The organism is Azospirillum sp. TSO35-2 (genome assembly GCF_003116095.1).
GTDB lineage: Bacteria > Pseudomonadota > Alphaproteobacteria > Azospirillales > Azospirillaceae > Azospirillum.
This window is the reverse complement of record NZ_LGRA01000008.1, coordinates 817,302-836,100: the sequence shown is the minus strand read 5'-3', so window position 1 is coordinate 836,100 and position 18,799 is coordinate 817,302. Positions and strand designations below refer to the sequence as shown.

At 67.2% G+C, this 18,799-nt stretch carries 17 protein-coding genes and 5 pseudogenes; 7 read left to right on the top strand and 15 right to left on the bottom strand.

Annotation, left to right across the window (positions count from 1 at the left end; genetic code table 11):
- Positions 1 to 172: 172 nt before the first annotated feature.
- The 3 genes from TSO352_RS05245 to TSO352_RS05235 all read right to left on the bottom strand — a co-directional run bounded on the left by TSO352_RS05245 (position 173) and on the right by TSO352_RS05235 (position 5,373).
- Positions 173 to 2,557, bottom strand: a complete 2,385-nt coding sequence (locus tag TSO352_RS05245) for a tetratricopeptide repeat protein (protein WP_109106266.1) — start codon at positions 2,555 to 2,557, stop codon at positions 173 to 175.
- Between the two features lie 3 nt (positions 2,558 to 2,560).
- A complete protein-coding gene (locus tag TSO352_RS05240; protein ID WP_158284534.1) occupies positions 2,561 to 4,831 on the bottom strand; it encodes a tetratricopeptide repeat protein in 2,271 nt (756 codons plus the stop codon).
- A 74-nt stretch (positions 4,832 to 4,905) separates the two neighbouring features.
- Entirely contained in the window at positions 4,906 to 5,373 is a 468-nt protein-coding gene (locus TSO352_RS05235; RefSeq protein ID WP_109106264.1) for a hypothetical protein, read from the bottom strand.
- 146 nt (positions 5,374 to 5,519) lie between these two features.
- Between TSO352_RS05235 and TSO352_RS05230 the strand changes: the two genes are divergently transcribed.
- Positions 5,520 to 5,750 carry a hypothetical protein gene (locus TSO352_RS05230; RefSeq protein WP_109106263.1) on the top strand — a complete coding sequence of 77 codons (231 nt, stop codon included), beginning with the start codon at positions 5,520 to 5,522 and terminating at the stop codon, positions 5,748 to 5,750.
- Positions 5,751 to 5,792: 42 nt separating this feature from the next.
- Here TSO352_RS05230 and TSO352_RS34220 read toward each other — a convergent pair whose 3' ends face one another.
- The 6 genes and pseudogenes from TSO352_RS34220 to TSO352_RS05205 form a co-directional block, all read right to left on the bottom strand.
- A complete protein-coding gene (locus TSO352_RS34220; protein ID WP_282183826.1) occupies positions 5,793 to 5,918 on the bottom strand; it encodes a hypothetical protein in 126 nt (41 codons plus the stop codon).
- Between the two features lie 95 nt (positions 5,919 to 6,013).
- A pseudogene (locus TSO352_RS05225) lies at positions 6,014 to 6,283 on the bottom strand (integrase core domain-containing protein); the annotation flags it as partial.
- Positions 6,284 to 6,290: 7 nt separating this feature from the next.
- Positions 6,291 to 6,901: pseudogene (locus TSO352_RS05220) on the bottom strand (IS30 family transposase); the annotation flags it as partial.
- A gap of 293 nt (positions 6,902 to 7,194) precedes the next feature.
- Positions 7,195 to 7,429, bottom strand: a pseudogene (locus tag TSO352_RS05215) (transposase); the annotation flags it as partial.
- A 141-nt stretch (positions 7,430 to 7,570) separates the two neighbouring features.
- Positions 7,571 to 8,479, bottom strand: a complete 909-nt coding sequence (locus tag TSO352_RS05210) for a hydroxymethylglutaryl-CoA lyase (protein WP_109106261.1) — start codon at positions 8,477 to 8,479, stop codon at positions 7,571 to 7,573.
- A 147-nt stretch (positions 8,480 to 8,626) separates the two neighbouring features.
- Positions 8,627 to 9,505 carry a LysR family transcriptional regulator gene (locus tag TSO352_RS05205; RefSeq protein ID WP_158284533.1) on the bottom strand — a complete coding sequence of 293 codons (879 nt, stop codon included), beginning with the start codon at positions 9,503 to 9,505 and terminating at the stop codon, positions 8,627 to 8,629.
- 234 nt (positions 9,506 to 9,739) lie between these two features.
- On the opposite strand from TSO352_RS05205, the gene TSO352_RS05200 reads away from it, so the two are divergent.
- From TSO352_RS05200 to TSO352_RS05175, 6 genes are all read left to right on the top strand, one after another.
- Complete coding sequence (locus TSO352_RS05200) at positions 9,740 to 10,282, top strand: TRAP transporter small permease (RefSeq protein ID WP_109106259.1); 543 nt, start codon at positions 9,740 to 9,742, stop codon at positions 10,280 to 10,282.
- 6 nt (positions 10,283 to 10,288) lie between these two features.
- Positions 10,289 to 11,575 carry a TRAP transporter large permease gene (locus TSO352_RS05195; RefSeq protein WP_109106258.1) on the top strand — a complete coding sequence of 429 codons (1,287 nt, stop codon included), beginning with the start codon at positions 10,289 to 10,291 and terminating at the stop codon, positions 11,573 to 11,575.
- A gap of 15 nt (positions 11,576 to 11,590) precedes the next feature.
- The gene (locus TSO352_RS05190; RefSeq protein ID WP_109106257.1) at positions 11,591 to 11,968 is read left to right on the top strand and encodes a cupin domain-containing protein; all 378 of its coding nucleotides are present in this window, start codon (positions 11,591 to 11,593) and stop codon (positions 11,966 to 11,968) included.
- A gap of 81 nt (positions 11,969 to 12,049) precedes the next feature.
- Entirely contained in the window at positions 12,050 to 13,030 is a 981-nt protein-coding gene (gene dctP, locus TSO352_RS05185) for a TRAP transporter substrate-binding protein DctP (protein WP_158284532.1), read from the top strand.
- A 112-nt stretch (positions 13,031 to 13,142) separates the two neighbouring features.
- Positions 13,143 to 14,303, top strand: coding sequence for a CoA transferase (locus TSO352_RS05180; RefSeq protein ID WP_109106255.1), 1,161 nt, complete (start codon positions 13,143 to 13,145; stop codon positions 14,301 to 14,303).
- Between the two features lie 27 nt (positions 14,304 to 14,330).
- A complete protein-coding gene (locus TSO352_RS05175) occupies positions 14,331 to 15,131 on the top strand; it encodes an enoyl-CoA hydratase/isomerase family protein (RefSeq protein WP_109106254.1) in 801 nt (266 codons plus the stop codon).
- 111 nt (positions 15,132 to 15,242) lie between these two features.
- On the opposite strand, the pseudogene TSO352_RS05170 reads toward TSO352_RS05175, so the two are convergent.
- The 6 genes and pseudogenes from TSO352_RS05170 to TSO352_RS33815 all read right to left on the bottom strand — a co-directional run.
- Positions 15,243 to 15,971 (bottom strand): annotated as a pseudogene (locus TSO352_RS05170) (IS6 family transposase); the annotation flags it as partial.
- Between the two features lie 138 nt (positions 15,972 to 16,109).
- Entirely contained in the window at positions 16,110 to 16,814 is a 705-nt protein-coding gene (locus TSO352_RS05165; RefSeq protein WP_109106253.1) for a calcium-binding protein, read from the bottom strand.
- Between the two features lie 95 nt (positions 16,815 to 16,909).
- Positions 16,910 to 17,278 (bottom strand): hypothetical protein, encoded by a 369-nt coding sequence (locus TSO352_RS33150; protein WP_158284531.1) that lies wholly within the window; start codon positions 17,276 to 17,278, stop codon positions 16,910 to 16,912.
- Positions 17,279 to 17,296: 18 nt separating this feature from the next.
- Complete coding sequence (locus tag TSO352_RS05155; RefSeq protein WP_109106252.1) at positions 17,297 to 17,509, bottom strand: hypothetical protein; 213 nt, start codon at positions 17,507 to 17,509, stop codon at positions 17,297 to 17,299.
- 205 nt (positions 17,510 to 17,714) lie between these two features.
- Complete coding sequence (locus tag TSO352_RS05150; protein ID WP_158284530.1) at positions 17,715 to 18,053, bottom strand: IS5 family transposase; 339 nt, start codon at positions 18,051 to 18,053, stop codon at positions 17,715 to 17,717.
- Between the two features lie 87 nt (positions 18,054 to 18,140).
- Positions 18,141 to 18,789, bottom strand: a pseudogene (locus TSO352_RS33815) (IS701 family transposase); the annotation flags it as partial.
- Between the last annotated feature and the right edge of the window lie 10 nt (positions 18,790 to 18,799).

Genomic DNA, 18,799 nt, shown 5'->3' with positions numbered 1-18,799 from the left:
CCGCTCACCCCATCCGCTCCGATCGCCAGGACCGGCTGACGGGATGGACGCCGGATGGAACAGGTGAACAGATCCCGGAAAACTGTTTCACCGTGTTTCAAACGTTCCACAGCCGGCGGTTCAGCGGGCGGATCGGGGCGCGTGTGGAACAGGGGCCACCGCTCCCCGGGTGCTATCCCGCGGTCGGCGGCGCCTCCGCCGCGGCCCGTTCGCGGAGCAGCCGGCGGCAGGCGTCCTCGACCGCCGTGGCCAGGGCGGCGGCGTTGCCCAGCGGGCCGGTGCGCAGACGCGGGCGCAGCTCCGTGCGCAGGGCGGCACGGCGCCCGGGGTCGGCGGCCAGGGTCAGGGCGATGCGGCGGTAGGCGGCGGGGTCGGGGGCGATCAGGTCGGGCAGGCCGGCGCGGGTCAGCAGCGCCATGCCGACCCGGCCGGCGTGGCGCTCGCCGGCCAGGGTCACCACCGGGACGCCCATCCACAGCGCCTCGCAGGTCGTGGTGGTGCCGTTGTAGGGAAAGGGGTCGAGCGCGATGTCGATGCGGTCGTACAGCGCCAGATGCGCCGCCCGGCTGGCGCTCCAGCCGACGAGATCCAGCCGGTCGGCGGCGATGCCGTGGCCGGCGAAGCGGGCCCGCAGCTCGTCCACCACCGCCGGGTCGCCCAGCCCGCGGCTCTTCAGCATCAGCCGCGAGTCGGGCAGCGCGGCCAGGATCTCCGCCCACAGCGCCAGCACCGCCGGCGTCAGCTTGCCCAGCACGTTGAAGGAGCCGAAGAGGATCGGGCCGTCGTCGCGGACCCGGCGCGGTTCCGGGGCGGCGTCCGGCGGGCGGTAGCACAGGAAGCCGTCCGGCAGCGGGACCAGCGGTTCGGAACTCCAGGCCTGCGCCGCCGGCGGCTCGATGATCGGGTCGGTCAGCCGGCCTTCCAGCGCCAGCCCGCTGGTGCCGGGATAGCCCAGCGCGGTCAGCCGCACCGGGGCCGGCGCGTCGGCCAGCGCCGCCAGACGGCTGTTGCCGGTGTGGCCGCCCAGCTCGATCAGCGCGTCGATGCGGTCGGCGCGGACCAGCGCGGCCAGCGCGGCGTCGTCCAGCGCCGCCACGTCGCGCCAGTCGTCGGCCAGTCCGCGCAGCCGCTCGGTGACGGCGTCGGGCCGGCGCACCGCCGCATAGACGGTGACGCGCACCGCCCGGCGGTCATGCGCGGCCAGCAACGGCTCAAAGAAGCTCGCCACCGAATGGGCGCAGACATCGGCCGACAGATAGCCGATGCGCAGGACCTCGCCACGCTCCGGTCCGGGCGGCAGCCGGACGGCGGAGCGCGGCGCGTGCAGCCGCTCCCACCGGCGATGCTCGGCCAGCAGCGCGGCGGGGCCGGCGTCCGGGTCGCTCTGGCGGTACAGCAGGGCGTTGCCGTGCAGCGTGCGGTCGAGCTGCGGCTCCACCGCCATCGCCCGGCGCATCAGCGCCACCGCCTCCTCCGGCCGGCCGGAGTCGTGGCGGGACTGCGCCAGCACCCCCAGCGCCGCCGGATAGGCCGGCCGCAGCCGCAGCGCCCGGCGCGCGGCGACGGCGGCCAAGCCCGGCCGGCCCTGGTCGATCAGGCCCTGCGCCCGGTTCACCCACCCCTCCGCCAACGCCGGGTCGGTGGCAAGCGCCCGGCGCAGCGCGGCGTCGCCCTCCCCGCCCCGCCCCAGGGCGCGCAGGGCCAGCGCCCGGACATTGTGCCCGCCGGCCGGCAGCGGCGTTCGATCCTCGTCCGGCGCGGCGGCGTCCAGCACCGCCAGCGCCTCGGCCGGCCGACCGGCCAACGTCAGGGCGGCGGCGACGTCGCTCCAGTCGGCGGCGGTCCGGCCGTCGGCCAGCCGCGCGGCGATGCGAAGGGCGCGCGCCGCCGCCAGCGGGTCGGACGCCAGCCGCAAACGGCCGAGGCCACGCGCCGCCGCCGTCGCCGCCGGATTGGCGGCAAGCGCCGCGCGGTAGGCGCGCTCGGCCGCCGGCCGGTCGCCCTGGTCGCGCAGCGCGTTGCCCCGGTTGACATGCGCCTCGCTCAACCCCGGATCGAGCCGCAGGGCGGCGTCATAGGCCGCCACCGCCTCGGCCAGCCGCCCGGCCTCCTGCAGGGCGGCGCCCAGGTTGCAGCGCAGCGCCGACCGCTCCGGCCGCAAACCGGCCCGCGCCCTCCAGGCGCCCACCGCGGCGGCGATGCCCTGCTCGCGCGCCAGCGCCTCGGTCAGGGCCTGCCAGCCGGCCTCGAACGCCGGGTCCAACGCCAGCACATGCCGCAGCGCCGCGGCCTGCGGGACCCCCAGCGCGGCCAGGGCGGCGAGGTGGTTCAGCCGCAGGTCGACGCGCTCCGGCGCATGGCGGACGGCGGCGGCCAGCCGGTCGCGCGCCTCGGCCATGCGCCCGTCCTGCGCCGCGGCCAGCCCGGCGATGCGCCAGGCGTCGGCCTGCTCCGGCGCCACCGCCAGGATGCGGCCGCACAGGGTCTCCGCCTCGTGCCAGCGCCCGGCCTCCAGATGATCCAGCGCCGCCAGCAGCGCCTCGCCCACGCTCGCCATGGCTCAGCGGCCGTCGCAGGTGAGACGCCAGGACGCCTCACGCCACGATGCCGCGTCCACCGCGACCAGGGCCGGCGGCGGCTGGTCCGGGCCCGGCGGCAGCGCCAGCGCGTTGACGGTCACCAGCCCGGGAAACGGGCTGGCGGTGCAGCCCAGCCGGTTGCCAGGGTTGAACACCGGCGCGATGTGCCACCACAGCCGGTAGCCCAGCCCGCGCAGGGCATCGAACGCGAGGGTTTCCGCCCCGTCCCGCTCGATCCGCAGATAGAGGACCGGGCGATGGCGCGCGACGGCCTCGGCCACCGGCGGGGCGAAGGCCGCGCCGTCCTGGTCCAGGCTGGCCCGGATCAGGCGCTGCCGCCGGCCGTCGGGCACCGCGGCGAACGCCTCGGCCGGCGTGGCGCAGAACCGGACCGGGGCATCCGCGTTGCAGGCGAGCGTGGCGGCGAGGCAGACGGACAGCCCCGGCGACGGCTCGACCGCCAGCACCTGCCCCTGCGGCCCGACGGCATGGGCAAAAGCCAGGGCGTGGGCGCCGATGCCGGCCGCAAGGTCGATCGCGACGTCACCCGGCGCGAGATGCCCGGCGCCCAGGGCGGCCTCAAGCTCCAGCCACTCGCCCAGCCGGTCCAGCGACCGCCCGACCTGCATTGCCGACGCGGGATGGACCAGACGGCCGTGCCGTCCCGGCCCCGCCGCCCGGTCGTCGGGGCCGGCCGGTTCCGGCAGCGGGGGCAGGCGCACCAGATGGAACAGCTTGGCGCCGACATGGCCTTCGTCCGGCAGCACGTCTCCGCCGGGACCCGCGTCGGGGAACGGCACGCCCAGCCCGTCATGCAGCCCGTCATGCACCAGCACCCGCGCGGCGATGCGCGGCCACACCCATTCGGCGAGGAAATGCTGGTCGTTCCAGCGGCTGGAGCGCTCGGCGGTGAAGCGGTCCATCGCCGGCCCGATCGGCGGCAGGACGCCGGCCGTGCCGCCCCACATGCCGCCCATCATCGGCTCCAGATGCATGAGATGGTCGCGCATGACGCTGAACGGCAGCCCGGAGGCCACCCAGTCGCCGATCGCCGCCACCTCCCGCGCCGTCAGGCGGGAATCGCAGTCACGGACCAGGAAACGGCGGACCGCCGGATCGTCGGACGGCAGGAACCGCCAGAACATGCCCTGCCGCGCCGTCGTCTCGGCCGGCATCGCCACCAGCTCCGCCCCCAGCGCCGCCAGTTCGGCCAGGATGTGCGGCGGCACCGTGTCGTCGTGGTAGAAGCGGCAGCGCCAGCCCGGCAGCCGGGCCGGAACCTGACGGGCGTTCTCCAGCGCACCGGCGCAATAGGCCTCAAGCCGGCCCCACAGGCTGAAGCTGACGACGTCGAGACTGCGGCCGGCCGCCGGGAGCGCCGGGACGGATTCCGTCGGGACCGCCGGGGCTTGCGCCAGCTTGGCGGCCAGCGCGCGGGTCGACCAGTGGAGCGCCGCCGCCCGGTCCTGGTCCTGCAACGCGGAGGTCAACGCCTCGCACGGCTCCGGATCCTGCGGAGCGAGGACGGCGGCGCGGGTCAGGCCGCGCAGCCCCTCGTCCCGCCGGCCGGCCACCAGACGGACGACGCCGAGCATGTGCAGGACCTTGGACTCGGACGGACCGAGGGCGAGCAGGCGCTCATACAGCGCCGCGGCCTCGTCGCCACGGCCCAGGCCGGCAAGCGCCCCGGCCAGCGCGAAGCCAAGGTCGATCTCGAACGGCCGCAAGGCCGCGGCGCCCAACAGGTCGGCCAGCGCGTCGGCGTTCCGTTGCCCGGCCAGATGCCGGCGGCCACGCTCCTCCAGCAGCAGGCCCAGCTTTCCGGCGACAGCGGGCTGGCCGGGTGCCAGCCGGTGGGCGCGGGTCAAGGCGGCGATGGCGGCGTCCGATCGACCCACCTGCCGCTCCGCCGTGCCGAGCAGGTCCCAGGCCGCCGCATCGTCCGGCGCCAGCACCGCCGCCCGGCGGGCCGGCGCGGCGGCGGCGGCCCAATCGCCCCGCTGGGCATGGATCTTCGCGACGTTCAGGTGGGCACCGCCCAGCCCGGGCGCCAACTCCAGCGAACGACCAAGCCGGCCGAGCGCCTCGCCGAAGCGGCCCTGCTGGCACAGCAGCGTCCCGGCGAGATAGAGCGCCTGGGCGTTGTCGGGATCGGCATCCAGGATACGGCCATACAGCACGGCCGCCTCGTCGAGCCGGCCCGCCCCGTGCAGATCGAGGGCGATGGTGAGCGCTTCGGTGATCGTGGCCATGCGCATCCGGTTCGGGCTTCGACGGTGGCGCCACGATAGTCCAGCCCAGCCTTGGCGCCAACAGATGCCGATGCCTACCCGCCGATGTAGTGCGGCGTCAGCCTCGCCTGGTCGCCGATCCAGACCTGGCACCGGCTGTCCTGGTCGCGGAAAAAATAGACCTTGCCCGACTGGCGCCGGTTCTGCGGGTCGATCAGGTTGGCGCCGCCGGAAAAGGCGACGCCGTAGTGGCGGTCCGGCGTCGCCGCCCAATAGAGGCCGTCGATCTTCTGGAGGAAGGCGCCGCGCTGGCACAGGTGCGACAGCGTGCGGTCGAGGATCGCCAGCCCGTCCAGCCCCTTCGGCAGGCTGTAGACCGCCCGGCTTTCGGTGCGGCGCAGGCGCGGCTCGTGCGGGGCCGGCGGCGGCTCGTAGGCGTGGAAGGGCGGGCGGCGATGGCCGGGATCGGTGCGCTCGGTGCGCAGAATCTCCTCCGCCCCGGCGGCGTCCGCCACCGGCAGCAGCGCCAGCAGGAGACACGCGGCGACGGAACGGACGGTCATGCGGACTCCTCCGGTTGGCGATTTGCGTGGCGTTCGCGCCGGCCCTGCGCTTTGATGACGGCCGGACAGGCATCGACCACCACGAACCCAAGCCACCACAAACCCAGGCGCCGGACAAGGCCCGCGTCGCACGAGGACCGTTTCGAATGACCGAGAGCATCACCGCCCGTGTCGCCGCCCTGGAACTTCTGCTCGAACAGCTCATCGTCGAACGCTGCCTGTCGACCGATGACCCGCTCGGCGCGATCGATCAGGCGGAAGACCGGCTGGTCGAACTGGCGCGCCAGGACGAACGCGTAACGCCGGAGGTGCTGGAAGCCCTGGCCGAAGCGCTGGGCCGCGTGGCGGCGAGGGTCCGGGACGCCGAAGACCGCTGACGCGCCGTTTCCGGCCCGTGGTCCGATGGCGGTCGTCCCGCATCAGCAGCGGAAGGCCCCGAGATAGGCGCCCGTCAGGCCGTAGAGGGTGCTGTCGTCGATGATGGTGCCGGTCAGGAACAGGTCGAAGCCCTTGCCCCCGCCTTTCGGCGACAGGGTGATGGTCACCCCCTGCTGGAAGGTGACGACGGCGTTGCCCCGGTTGCCGCCCAGCGAAACGGTGAGGTTGGCGGTGACCTTCGCCCGGCAGAAGGGACACCGGGTTAAGCGGCTCGAATCTCGGTCTGGTCCGGGGTGATGTAGCCGAGAGCCGAGTGCAGTCTCTGGCGATTGTAATACCCTGCGATGTAGGCGAACAGGTCCCTGCGAGTGGCGTCGCGCGTTGCATATCGGGCGCCATGGACGAGTTCCGCTTTCAAATTTCCGAAGAAGCTCTCCAACGGGGCGTTATCCCAGCAGTTGCCTTTGCGGCTCATCGATTGCACGATACTGTTGTTCATCAGAGCTTTGCGGTAATCCCCAGTGGCGTATTGGGCGGATTCAAGCGGTCGTCGCAACAGCCTCTTCGTGCCCTCCCTTATCAATGGATTGGAGCAGTTCGTCCAGCGCCTCGGCCGGGGTTTTCCAGTCGAGGGTTTTGCGGGGCCTTGTGTTCAGGGCGAGGCCAACGGCCGCCAGGGTATCGGCGTTATGCACGGTGAGGTCGGTTCCCTTAGGGAAGTACGGCGTAGCCGGCCGTTGGTATTCTCGTTCGTGCCGCGCTGCCACGGACTGGGCGGATCGCAGAAGTAGACGCAAAGCCTAGTGTCAATCCGGATATGAGCGTGTTGGGCCATCTCCGCCCCCTGATCCCAGGTCAGCGACCGGCGGAGCTGTGCGGGCAAGGTTGCGATGGTGCGTGCAATGACGTCGCGGACGGTTTCGGCACCATGGCCGGCAGGCGCCGGTCCATTCTTGACCCGCGGGCCGCTCGCATGCCCCGGCATTGGAGGAAGATGGAGCAGCATCGTGAAGCGCGTCGTCCGCTCCACCAATGCACCGATCGCCGATCCGCCCAAACCGATGATGAGATCCCCCACCCAGTGCCCCGGCACCGCCCGGTCCGCCACCTCCGCCGGGCGTTGGCTGATCATGATCTCCGGGGTGATGAAGGCCGGCCGGCACCAGCGGCAGGGCGCAATCCGAGATCTGCATCATGTGAATCTCCCCGCTTCACATGTGCACCAACAGCTACGAGCCGTCCGTCTCAGCACCGAAAGCACGGAAGAACCCCAACCGAGACCCCAAACCAACGCACCACAATCACCTGAAGTGGTTGAGAAAAACTCTACTGAGGTGGGGTCCCGATCTGCGCCAACCGGGACCCCACCTTGGTGACTAAAATTCATTCATTTACAAAGGGTGACATTGTTTCTGATAGGGGCCCCGCTTCTGAAACAATTAACAGCTTGGGAATGCGCAACTCGACAGTGCCGGCGGGGGGCTCCCCAGTCGCGGTCACGGTAGCCGTTGCGCTGGACCAGTCGCTCGGACGACCGTTCGCCATGGCCGGCGCCGGTCAGCCCTTGGACCTCCAATTCCATCAAACGCTCGACGGCAAGCCGATCATCTCACGCAGAACATCGGCATCCGCGCCCTTTCTTAAGCGTCGCGCGAAGCGCCATCATCTCGTCGGTCATCGTGGTCACCCTCGGTGGAGGTTTGTGTTGTGGTGAACAGACTTTACCGAAGAGCCATGATGAGCGCCCGCTGTGGATAACCGGCCCGCCTCCGCCAGCCAAGCGGGGGCGCTACGGCGGGCCAGTTCCCCACAGCCGTACCTATGCCACATCAGGGGGCACGACCCCGACCGCTTGGGTGACTCGCGACGCGGGAGACCGGCCGAATTCACGCGATATCCAGACCGACACGGCGACAAGCCTCTCCAAGTCGACACCCGTTTCGATCTCCATCCCGTTAAACAAGTAGACCAAATCCTCGGTCGCCACGTTCCCTGATGCCCCACTGGCATAGGGACATCCTCCGAGCCCAGCGACGGACGCGTCGAACGTTCTCACGCCGAACTGATAAGCTGTATGGACGTTCGCAACCGCCATGCCATACGTATCATGGAAATGCCCGGCCAGTGATTCGAGCGGCACGGTGCGCGAAACTGCCGAAAGCATGGCCTGAACCTGGGCGGGAGTCCCAGTACCAATGGTGTCGCCCAGTGAAATCTCCGCGCAGCCGGCTTCGAACAGGCGGCCGGCCACGGCGGCCACCGCATCGGGCGCGATAACTCCTTCATAAGGACAATGGATGGCACAGGATACATATCCGCGGACCGGAATCCCACGTTCCCGGGCCGCCTGGAAAATGGGCCGGAACCGGCCGAATGAGTCATCAATCGAGCAATTGATGTTGCGTTGGGAAAAGCTCTCGGACGCTGCGGCGAACACGGCGATTTCACGGACCCCGGCCGCCATGGCGCGTTCGAAGCCCTGCATGTTCGGGACAAGGACCGGATAGGCGACTCCGGGGATGCGCCGGAGCCCCCGTATCACCTCAGCGTGGTCGGCCATCTGCGGCACCCATGCGGGGGATACGAACGCCGTTGCCTCAATCGTCGTCAATCCAGCCTCGCCCAGGCGACGTATGAGCTCTAGTTTCAAGCTGGAGGGAAGCACCCGCGCTTCGTTCTGCAAGCCGTCGCGCGGACCGACTTCCACAAGCCTTACTCTTTCGGCCAATTCACTGTCTCCGGTCTGGCGAATTTTTGTTGGAACGCCGGTGTACGAACTCGAATCCGACACCCTTGGGGCAGGCGGACACACTAGCTCGGGTAAAGCGGCGCTTTCCAATATGACCTATGTCGCTTCTGAGACGATTAGCGTCTTTCAGCGGGCGGCGGGATCAGCGACGGACAGGAATGAATGGACGCCGGCCGACATGTTGTCGTCCCGCCATACCACTGCGATCTCAAGATCCAGGTTGGTTGAGGCGTCGTTGATGTCCTTATAGACCACGCCGGGATGACCTAGACTGCGGACCTGGGACGGAAGCAGCACGGTGCCGAAGCCGGCCGCTACCAGACTGACCATGCTGGGCATCTGCCATGCTTCCAGGGTGATGCGTGGGGTGAAGCCCGCCTCATGACATGCGAACAGGAACTTGCTGTGCAGGCTGGCGATGCGGTCGGCCGGGAAGATCATGAACGATTCCTCTGCAAGATCCGCCAGAATGACGGAGTCTGCGGCCGCAAGGTGGTGAAAAGCGGGCAATACTGCAATGAACCGCTCCCGTTCGATCACCCTGACCTGCAGATTGGCCACATTGGGCAGCGGGAGCCGCACGATGCCAACATCGATCTTCCGCGATAGCAGACTTTCCACCTGTTCCTTCGAGGTGGCCTCCCGCAGGTCGACTTGGATGTTCGGGAACCGCGAGCGGAAATCCTGCAGCAGGCGCGGCAGGAGGGCATAGGCGACTGAGCCGACGAACCCTATGGAGATGCGACCGATCAGTCCCTGCGCGGCCAGTCTTGCTGATTCAATCGCGCGCGCTTCCTGCGCCAGCATGTCCCGCGCGTGCTCGAGAAGCACGCTGCCGGCCGGGGTCAGGCGGACGAAGCGCTTCGTCCGTTGCAGCAGTTGAACCCCCACCAGAATTTCCAACTGCTTGATGGCTTGGCTGAGTGGAGGCTGTGCCATGTTGAGGCGTGCAGCGGCCCGACCGAAATGCAATTCCTCGGCGACGGCAACGAACTGGCGGAGCACACGTCCAGACAACATTGTGATACACGAATCATATTAAGATCTAATGATTATATATTGGACCCACAATTTCCAGTCCATCAGAATCAGACCAACGAGCAGCCACGATCCGGAAATGCCGGCGCCCCCGCCGGCCGGGTCGAAAGCGAAAACCTGCGCGCGGCTTTCGTAACGGGTAACACAGAGCTGTCGACAATCAGAATTTGCCCGCCAGAAATTTTCCGGAGGTAAACGTCCATGACTCTAATGGAGCGGACCCTGGTCCGCGCTGAAAACCTGCTTGGTACGATCGCCACTCTCCTGATTCTGTCAATCATGGTAATTGTAACGGCTGACGTCGTCCTGCGCTATTTATTCCACAGTCCAATCGAATGGGCCTTTGACGTCATCAGCCTCTATCTCATGGCTGGCGTCTTCTTCCTCTCACTTTCGGGAACCCACGCCGATCACGGGCATGTCGGTGTCGATCTGCTGCTGCAGAGGCTGGCGCCGACGGGACGACGACTTGCAGAGACCCTGACCTGCCTTGTCAGCATCCCGTTCTTCGCGGCGATGGCGAAAGTCGGTGCCGATCGTGCCATTGACAGCTTCCTCAACCACGATGCGCTCTCCGGACTGATCGCTTGGCCGACCTGGATCGCCTCGGCCCTGGTGCCAGTGGGCGCCGGGCTTCTGGCCCTGCGTCTGGTCCTGCGCCTAGTCAGCCAGATCGCCAGCTTGGCCACCGGTCGCGACTACGCTGCGGTTATCCCGCTCGGCGGCCATGCCGGTACGGAGTGAGCAGCCATGATTGCCGTTTCGATCATCATCCTTCTGTTCCTGCTTCTGGCCATTGGCGTCCCTGTCGGGTTCTCCATGGGCGTTGCTGGCGCCGTCGGCCTAGTGGCGGTTGGCAACCTTGACGTGATGCTAAGCGTGCTGCAAACCTCGCCGCTCAGCACCGTCAGCAGCTATGAACTAATCACCATTCCGATGTTCTTGCTGATGGCCGAGCTGGTGCTGTTGAGCGGCATCGCCGACGACCTGTTCACGGTGACCGCTGCCTGGATCGGCCATGTACGGGGCGGTCTGGGCATGGCGACCGCGCTGTCGGGTGCCGGCTTCGGCGCCATCTGCGGTACCAGCACTGCGTCGGCGGCGACCCTGTCGGCAACCAGCCTGCCGGCCATGGTCAAGCAGGGGTACGATCCCAGGATGGCGGCCGGCGTGGTGGCGGTGTCCGGAACTCTGGCGATGCTGATCCCGCCATCTGTCGCGCTCGTGGTCTACGGTCTCCTCGCCGACGTATCCGTTGGGAAGCTCCTGGTCGGCGGAATTATTCCGGGAATCATCGTCACCTTCACCATCATGGCCACGGTCTGGGTCCTTGCCGTCCTTTATCCAAAGGAGGCGCCCTGCAGCCCACGCGTCTCATTGCTGGATCGGCTGCGCCTGCTGCGGGGCGTGGGACCAATGCTGCTGCTGATGATCATGGTGACCGGAGTGATCTACAGTGGCATCGCCACGCCGACTGAAGCGTCGGCGCTGGGGGCGACCGGTGCGCTTGGCATCGTGATCTGGCGTCGGCGCTGCAGCTGGACCAATGTCCGGCAGGCCGCCCGGCGTGCCGCCCAGGGGACTTGCATGATCGCGATGATCCTGCTGGGCGCCCAGTTGTTCGGCTATTTCTTCACCCTGACCCACGTGACGCAGGACTTGGTGACTTGGGTGGCCGAGCTGCCGACCTCGCGCTGGGTGATTATGGTCGTCTTGCTTTCCATGTACATCGTCCTGGGCGCGTTCATGGACCAGATCGCCATTCTGGTTCTGACCGTTCCCGTCGTGGTCCCGATGATCGTGAAGCTGGGCTTCGACCCGATCTGGTTCGGCGTGATCAAGATCGTGATCGCCGAAGTCGGCATGATTACCCCACCGATCGGACTGAACTGCTACGTGGTGTCGCGCTACGCCAACCGCCCGGTGGGGGAGGTGTTCCGGGGTACGATACCTCACATCGTGGCGCACTTCCTGGCCATCGCCGTCTTCCTGCTGTTCCCCCAGACCATTCTCTGGCTGCCGTCGCTGATGCGCTGATCGAGGAGGTACACCGTGGTCAGGTCCTACTTCATTCGTCCCGAAGACGTGACGGCCTATCATCCGGCGAATCATTCGGGTACCGTCAACCGCTGCCTGATCTCGTCGGAAACCGTCGGCGCCCACAATGTCGAGGTGCTGCTTGGCGTCATCAATCCGCAGCAGGGGGCGTCTCCCCATGCCCATCCTGGCATTGAGCAGGTCTGTTACCTGCTGGAGGGCCGCGCCGTCGCCGAGGTGGGCGGCCAGTCGCGGGAGCTCGGCCCCGGGGATTGCTGCTATTTCCCGCCCGATATTCCACACAGCTTCACTGCGATCGGCGACAAGCCGGTGAAACTGCTGGTGATCTACTCACCGCCATACGGCGAGGATCCTTCCAAAGTTGTCCGTTAAACGATCATTCAAGAAATCAGGGAGGCACCCATGCGTTCATACAGGTTTTCGATAGGGTTGGCCGCGGGACTCGCTGCCGGTATGATGTCGCTGACCGCACAGGCTGACATTACGTTGCGGCTGGCGGACAGTCTGCCCAGCGGGCATATCATCCATCAGGTCATAACCGCCCCGTTCATCGAAGCGGTGAAGAAGGAAACGGGCGGTCAGGTCAGGATCGAGCATTTCCCTGGCGAACAGGTTGGCAAGGCGCGCGACATGCTCTCCCTGACCCAGGCGGGCGTGATCGATATCGGCTACGTCGTGCCGGCGTATGCTTCCGACAAGATGCCGCTGTCGGCCGGGATCGAGCTGCCGGGAATCTTCACCGACTACTGCCAGGGCATGGCCGCCCTCTACACCCTGACCCATGACGGCGGTTACCTGGAAACCAGCGAATTCGCCGCCAACAAAGTGATCCCGCTCGTCACCTTCCTTCTACCGCCCTACCAAATCGTCCTGGGCACCGACCGGAAGATCGCGTCGCTGAAGGATCTGTCGGGCCTCAAGATCCGTTCGGCTGGAGGACCGATGGATTTCATGATCAAGGGGCTGGGAATGATCCCGGTTCGCATGGCGCCGCCGGAGATTTATGAGAGCCTGTCGCGCGGCACCATCGACGGGGCTTTGCTTCCGTATATGAGCGTCGAATCCTACGGCATCACCGGGCTTCTCAAAAGCGGCACCAGCCAGATCAACTTCGGCACGGTGGCGCTGACTTATTCGATCGGTGCCGAGAAGTGGAAGAAGCTGCCGGAACCTGTCAGGACCGCGCTGACCAAGGTCTCCGCCGACATTTCCAAATCAGCCTGCAAGAGCTTCGAAGCGGTGGAAGGGAAGCTCTACGCGAAGCTCGACAATGAAGGGAGCCGGGCCATCGGCTTCGGGCCCGCCGATCAGAAGGAGATCGCAGCGATATTCGACCGCGCCGGCAGCGATTGGGCCGCCTCGCTCGACCAGCGCGGCAAAGCCGGGAGCGCCGCCCTGGCCGCCGTCAAACAGGCGGTGGCGGGTAGCCGGTGACGCACCACCGGCGGAGAGCGGAGCGTTGATCGCAAGCTGACCGGTCGCCGGTCCGCCGGTCCGCAATGCGGCACGTATTCGCAAGATGATTCAATCAAAAGGATGCACAACCATGTCCGGTCCGCTTTCCGGTGTCCGAGTCATCGACCTGACGACCGTAGCCATGGGCCCCTACGCGACGCAGCTGCTCGGTGACATGGGGGCAGACGTCATCAAGGTCGAATCGCACGAGGGCGATATCTTCAGACATGCCGCTCCGTCTCGCCATCCCAGGATGGGGGCGGCCTTCCTGAACCTCAACCGCAACAAGCGCAGCATTGCTGTCGACCTGAAGGATCCGGCCGACTTGAGGGCTGTCCGCGAGCTCATCCTGACGTCCGACGTCTTCATCTACAATGTCCGCCCGCAATCCATCCGCCGGGCTGGCCTAGATTACCAGACGCTGAGCGCCGTCAATCCCCGCCTCATCCATTGCGGCGCCTACGGCTTCTCAGAAAGCGGCCCCTATGCCGGACGCCCCGCCTTCGACGACATCATCCAAGCCATGAGCGGCATGGCCGATCTTCAGGGACGCAACGGCGACGACGGCCCCTCCTACGTCAACACCATCATGGCCGACAAGACGACGGCGCTGGCGGTCGTCTATGCCATCGCGATGGCACTTTATGAACGGGAAAAATCCGGACTGGGGCAGGCCATTGAGGTCCCCATGTTCGAGACCATGGTGTCCTTTAACCTGATCGAGCACTTCGCAGGAGCGACCTTCCATCCGACTCAAAGCAGCATGGGCTACGAACGGCTGCTTTCGCCGTACCGTAAGCCGTACCGGACGCAGGACGGCTACATCGCCTTGATGCCTTATACCACCGCGCAGTGGCAGCGCTTCTTCACGGTGGCCGGGCAGGCCGAAGTGGCGGAGGATCCCCGCGTCCTCGATCCCGCCCTGCGCAGTACCCGGATCGGTGAGTTGTACAAGATCATGGCCGATCTAGTCGCGCAGAAGACCACCGACGCTTGGCTGGACCTGCTGGCTGACGCCGATATCCCGGTCGCGCGCGTGCTGTCGCCCGACGACCTGCTGCACGATCCGCATCTCAAGGCAATCGGCTTTTTCGAAGAAGTCTCGCACCCGACCGAAGGGAAAATCCGCAACATCGGCATCCCCGTGCGCTTCTCCCGCACGCCGGGACGCATCGGCAGACCCGCTCCCGGTCTGGGGGAGCACAACGAGGAAATCCTCGGCGGCTCGGTCGGCACTTGCGCGGCCGGATGATCTCAGCCCCAATCAGGTAAGGCCCCCATGAAACCGCGAACCATTGAAGTCAAAATTCAGGGCGGCGACGCCTGGGTCTGGCTGAACCGCCCGGAAACCCGCAACGCCCTGGACGAGGTGATGATCGAGGAGCTGACCGCCGCGCTGTTGAGGTTGAGCGAGGGCGACGAGGTCCGCACCGTCATATTGGGTGGGCGTGGACCAGCCTTCTGCGCCGGAGCCGATCTCAACTGGATGCGCCGCATGGCGCAGTTCAGCGATACTGAGAATGAAGCCGACGCACTGCGCTTGGCGACCATGTTGCGCACATTGGCCGAATTGCCCAAACCGGTCGTGGCGCGGGTCCATGGACACGCCTATGCTGGCGGTCTTGGCCTCGTCGCCGCCTGCGATCTGGTCGTTGCGGCCGAGACCGCGGAGTTCTGCCTGTCAGAAGTCCGGCTCGGGCTGGTTCCGGCAACCATCTCCCCCTATGTCCTGCGCGCGTTCGGGGTCCGGGCCGCCCAGCGATACATGCTGACGTCCGAACGCTTCGGCGCGAGCGAGGCCTTCCGTCAGGGCTTGGTGCACGTCCTCTGCCCACCCGAAAATCTCGACAGCTCGATAGCGAACCTGCTGGCGCACCTGCGCGCGGGCGGACCCCAGGCCCTGGCGCGGACCAAGCACCTCATCGCTGAGGTCGACGGGAAACCCTTAGACGACAGGCTGGTCGGCCTGACGGCAAAGACAATTGCCGACGTCAGGAGCTCGGCCGAGGCGAGAGAAGGGGTCTCCGCCTTCTTCGAGAAGCGTGGGCCGGACTGGGCTACCCGGCAGGTTGCGTCATAACTCTCACCACGGCTCTGTTGCAAATTTTGCCGGCGATCGCGAGATGATGGTCACGGGCATCACCGCCGACGCTATGCGTCCTGGCGCTCGGAACTGCTGGGTGATGAACTGCACGGCCTCGGCGAGCGCGCCGGATCCAACGTTGAAGGCGCGTTCGACGAGGCGCGCCTCGCCCCGCATGTCGCGGGTGATATTGAAGCTGGACGCTTGGCCTTTGCGGAGCGCCCGTATCACCTCAAATCCCTTGATCGTCGCGTAGGCCGTCTTCAGGGTCTTGAAGCCTCGCACCGGACTGATCAACTGCTTCAGCTTGCCATGGTCGGCCTCCACCACGTTGTTCAGATATTTGACCTGCCGGTGCTCGGTCTCCTCGGGACACTTGCCCTCGGTCTTCAGTTCCGCCAAGGCCGGCCCATAAGTTGGCGCCTTGTCGGTGTTGATGACCGTCGGTGTCTCCCACTCCTTCAAGCCGTTCAGCGCCTTGGACAGGAAGCGCTTGGCGGCGGCGGTGTTGCGCGTGGGAGAGAGGTAGAAGTCGATGGTGTTGCCATGCTTGTCGACGGCTCGGTACAGGTAGGCCCACTTGCCACCGACCTTCACATAGGTCTCGTCGACCCGCCAACTGGTTGACCGTGGGCAGCGCCACTGCCAGCGTAGCCGCTTCTCGATCTCCGGCGCGTACTTCTGCCCCCAGCGGTAAATGGTCGAGTGATCGACCGATACGCCGCGCTCGGCCATCATCTGCTCAAGGTCGCGATAGCTGATGCCGTACCGGCAATACCAGCGCACCGCCCACAGCACGATCTCACCCTCAAAGTGGCGTCCCTTGAAGTCCGACACGGCTTGGCTCCATCCAACCTCCAGCCATTCCGACGCGTGCCGGCCAACTTTGTAACAGAGCCGTAACCAGTATAGCGGCGGTCAACGGGTGTCGTCATGCCGCTCCATATCGCGCCTTCGCCCGCTCCCGCAATCCGTTCAACACCAACTTGACGGTGCTCCGCCGTCGATGGTTTTTGCCCCCATGCTGCCGCAGATCTCGTTGCCCTGGGCCGAGCCGATGACAACCTCAACGCCTTCCAGCCAGTCGCCGTCGGCATCGCCGCCCGCCTCGGCCCGACCGTCGTCGAGAACGACGCGCACGCGCTCCCCGGAACCGGCATAACTGACGGGGGCGGTGCCCAGACCACCGACGATGGTGTCGCCGCCGGCACCCCCGGCCAGAAGATCGTCGCCCGCGCTGCCATCCAGAATGTCGTTGCCGGCCCCACCGGTGAGTGTGTCGGCGCCCGGATCGCCGCGGATCTCGTCGCTCTGGGTGGAACCGACGAAGATCTCCACGTCTTCGATCACGTCGCCCTGGGCGTCGCAGCCGCGCTCCGCCTCGCCGTTGGACAGTACGACGCGCCCGCCCTCGCACGAGGTCTCATAGGTGAGGGTGTCCACGCCCGCCCCGCCGGAGATGCGGTCACCGCCTTCGTCGCCGGCTAGCAGATCGTCGCCCTCGCCGCCCGTCAGCGTGTCGTTGCCCGCCCCGCCGCCCAGGCGGTTGGCCGCATCAGCGCCGGTGAGCGTGTCGGCGTGGCCCGAGCCCTCGACGTTCTCGATGTTGGCGAGGCGGTCGCCTTCGGTGTCGCCGCCCGTCCCCCGGCCGGCGTCGAGATCGACCGTCCCCCTGTCCATGGAGGCGCCGTAGGACGCCGTGTCGATGCCGTCACCGCCGGCGAGCGTGTCTTCGGCGGCCCCACCCGCGATCCGGTTGCCCTCCGCGTCGCCGGTCAGTGTGTCGTCGAAGCGCGAACCGGCGAGGTTCTCGATTCCGGACAGCCGGACGCCCTCGGCGGCACCGCCCGCCCCCCTGTGGCGAGATCGACCGACACGCCCGCCGCCGATCCCTTGTACACGGCCGCGTCCTCGCCCGAACTGCCGACGAGCGTGTCGGCCCCCGCGCCGCCCTTCAGCGCGTCGTCGCCGGCCCCGCCGTCCACGAGGTCGCCGCCGGCCCCGCCGGCTAGCGTTTCCGCGGCGGACCCGCCCCGCAACTCGTCGCCGTGGGCTGAGCCGACGAGGATCTCCACGCTCTCGATGATGTCGCCTTCGGCGTCGCTGCCCTGCTCCGCCGCGTCGTCTGAGAGGTTCACCCGCACGCCGGTGCCGGAGCCCTCCTAGCTGGCGGTGTCGAGGCCGGCGCCGCCCGGGATCGTGTCGGCGTCCGCCCCACCCCGCAGCGCGTTGGCGCCGTCGCCGTCGGTCAGCCGGTCGCCGTGGGCCGAGCCGGCGACATTCTCGATGCCGGTCAGCACATCGCCCTCGGCGTGGCCGCCCTGCTCTATCGCGTCGTCCGAGAGATGCACGATCACGCCGGAGCCGGTGTCCACGGGGTTGCCGCGCTCGTCGGGATAGACGATCTGGGCGCCTTCGCCCGAGCCGAGTTTACGCCAGCCCGCCGCCCAGGGGCGGTTCGCCCTTCGCGCAATCGCTCCGCCCGGCTACCAACAAGTTGGCGGTGCCGCTGGCCGTGGCGGTCAGCGTGCAGGTGGAACTTGGTCGAGAAGCCGCCGCTCGAGCGGCCGAGCGCCTGGGTCAGTTGCCCCCTTTTGCGCCGGCGGCGTGCTGGTAGGCACGCACGACCGTGCTGTCGACCTGACGCAGGCTCCAGTCCAGCTTGCCGGCCTCATCCGCCTCGGCCTGGACCAGTTCCAGCACGCGTTCCCATACTCCGGCCTTCCGCCAGCGGTAGAAGCGGTTCGCCGCCGTCTGCCAGGGGCCAAACTCGGCCGGAAGGTCGCGCCAGGGAGAACCGGTGCGGTTCACCCATAAGATTGCCCGCACCGTGCGCTCCAGGTCCCGCGCCGGTCGGCCCGTCTTCGGGCATTCCGGCGGCAACAGCGCCAGCAGATGCTGAAGCTGCTCATCGCTCAATTCTGATCGCGCCATCCCTCTTCAACAGCGCAGGGACAAACCGTCACAAGCTTTGAGAACAGGACCTAGCATTACAGTTGCGCTTTTTTACGGTGGGCTTGGCAGGCGAGCGCTTGATGGCATCGCCTCCAAGTTGACCATGCGATGACGTCGGCGGGCTCGATCCGCCGTTGGGTCAGGCGGTCGGCAACACGACGGATCTCCTGCATCGACCAACGGACCATAGGCGAGGAACTTTCCTCATCGTTTTTGGGGGCTTTGCAAGGGTATCGGCCTTGTGCCGGACCACGGCCAGCAGGGCGAAGGCGAGCATGACCAGCGAAACGTGCCGGTGCCAGCCGTGCCAACTTCGGGTCTCGTTGTGATCCAGCCCCAGCTCGGTCTTCGCCGTTTCGAAAGCATCTTCAATGGACCAGCGTTGCCCCTCGACGCGGACCAGTGTGCCCACTGGGGTCCCGTGCCGGCACCAGGTTGTGAAGAAGGCCAGTTCCCAATCAATGGGGCGTCACCGCACCAGCAGCCCGCGCGTCCAGAGGCCCAGACCGGGCGGTGCTCCAACCATCTCAGGATCGAGATCGGCCAGTTCCAGGTAGGCCCAGTCGTAAAGCCGTGGCCCCTTGGTGCCGTTGCCCGCCGACAAGCGCATCCAGCTCTCCGCCGGCAGTTCCCTGGCGATCTTCTCGGCGGTGCCAGACACCGACAAAGTCGGGCTCCAGGAATTGAAATGGTGACTGCTGACCTGAGAC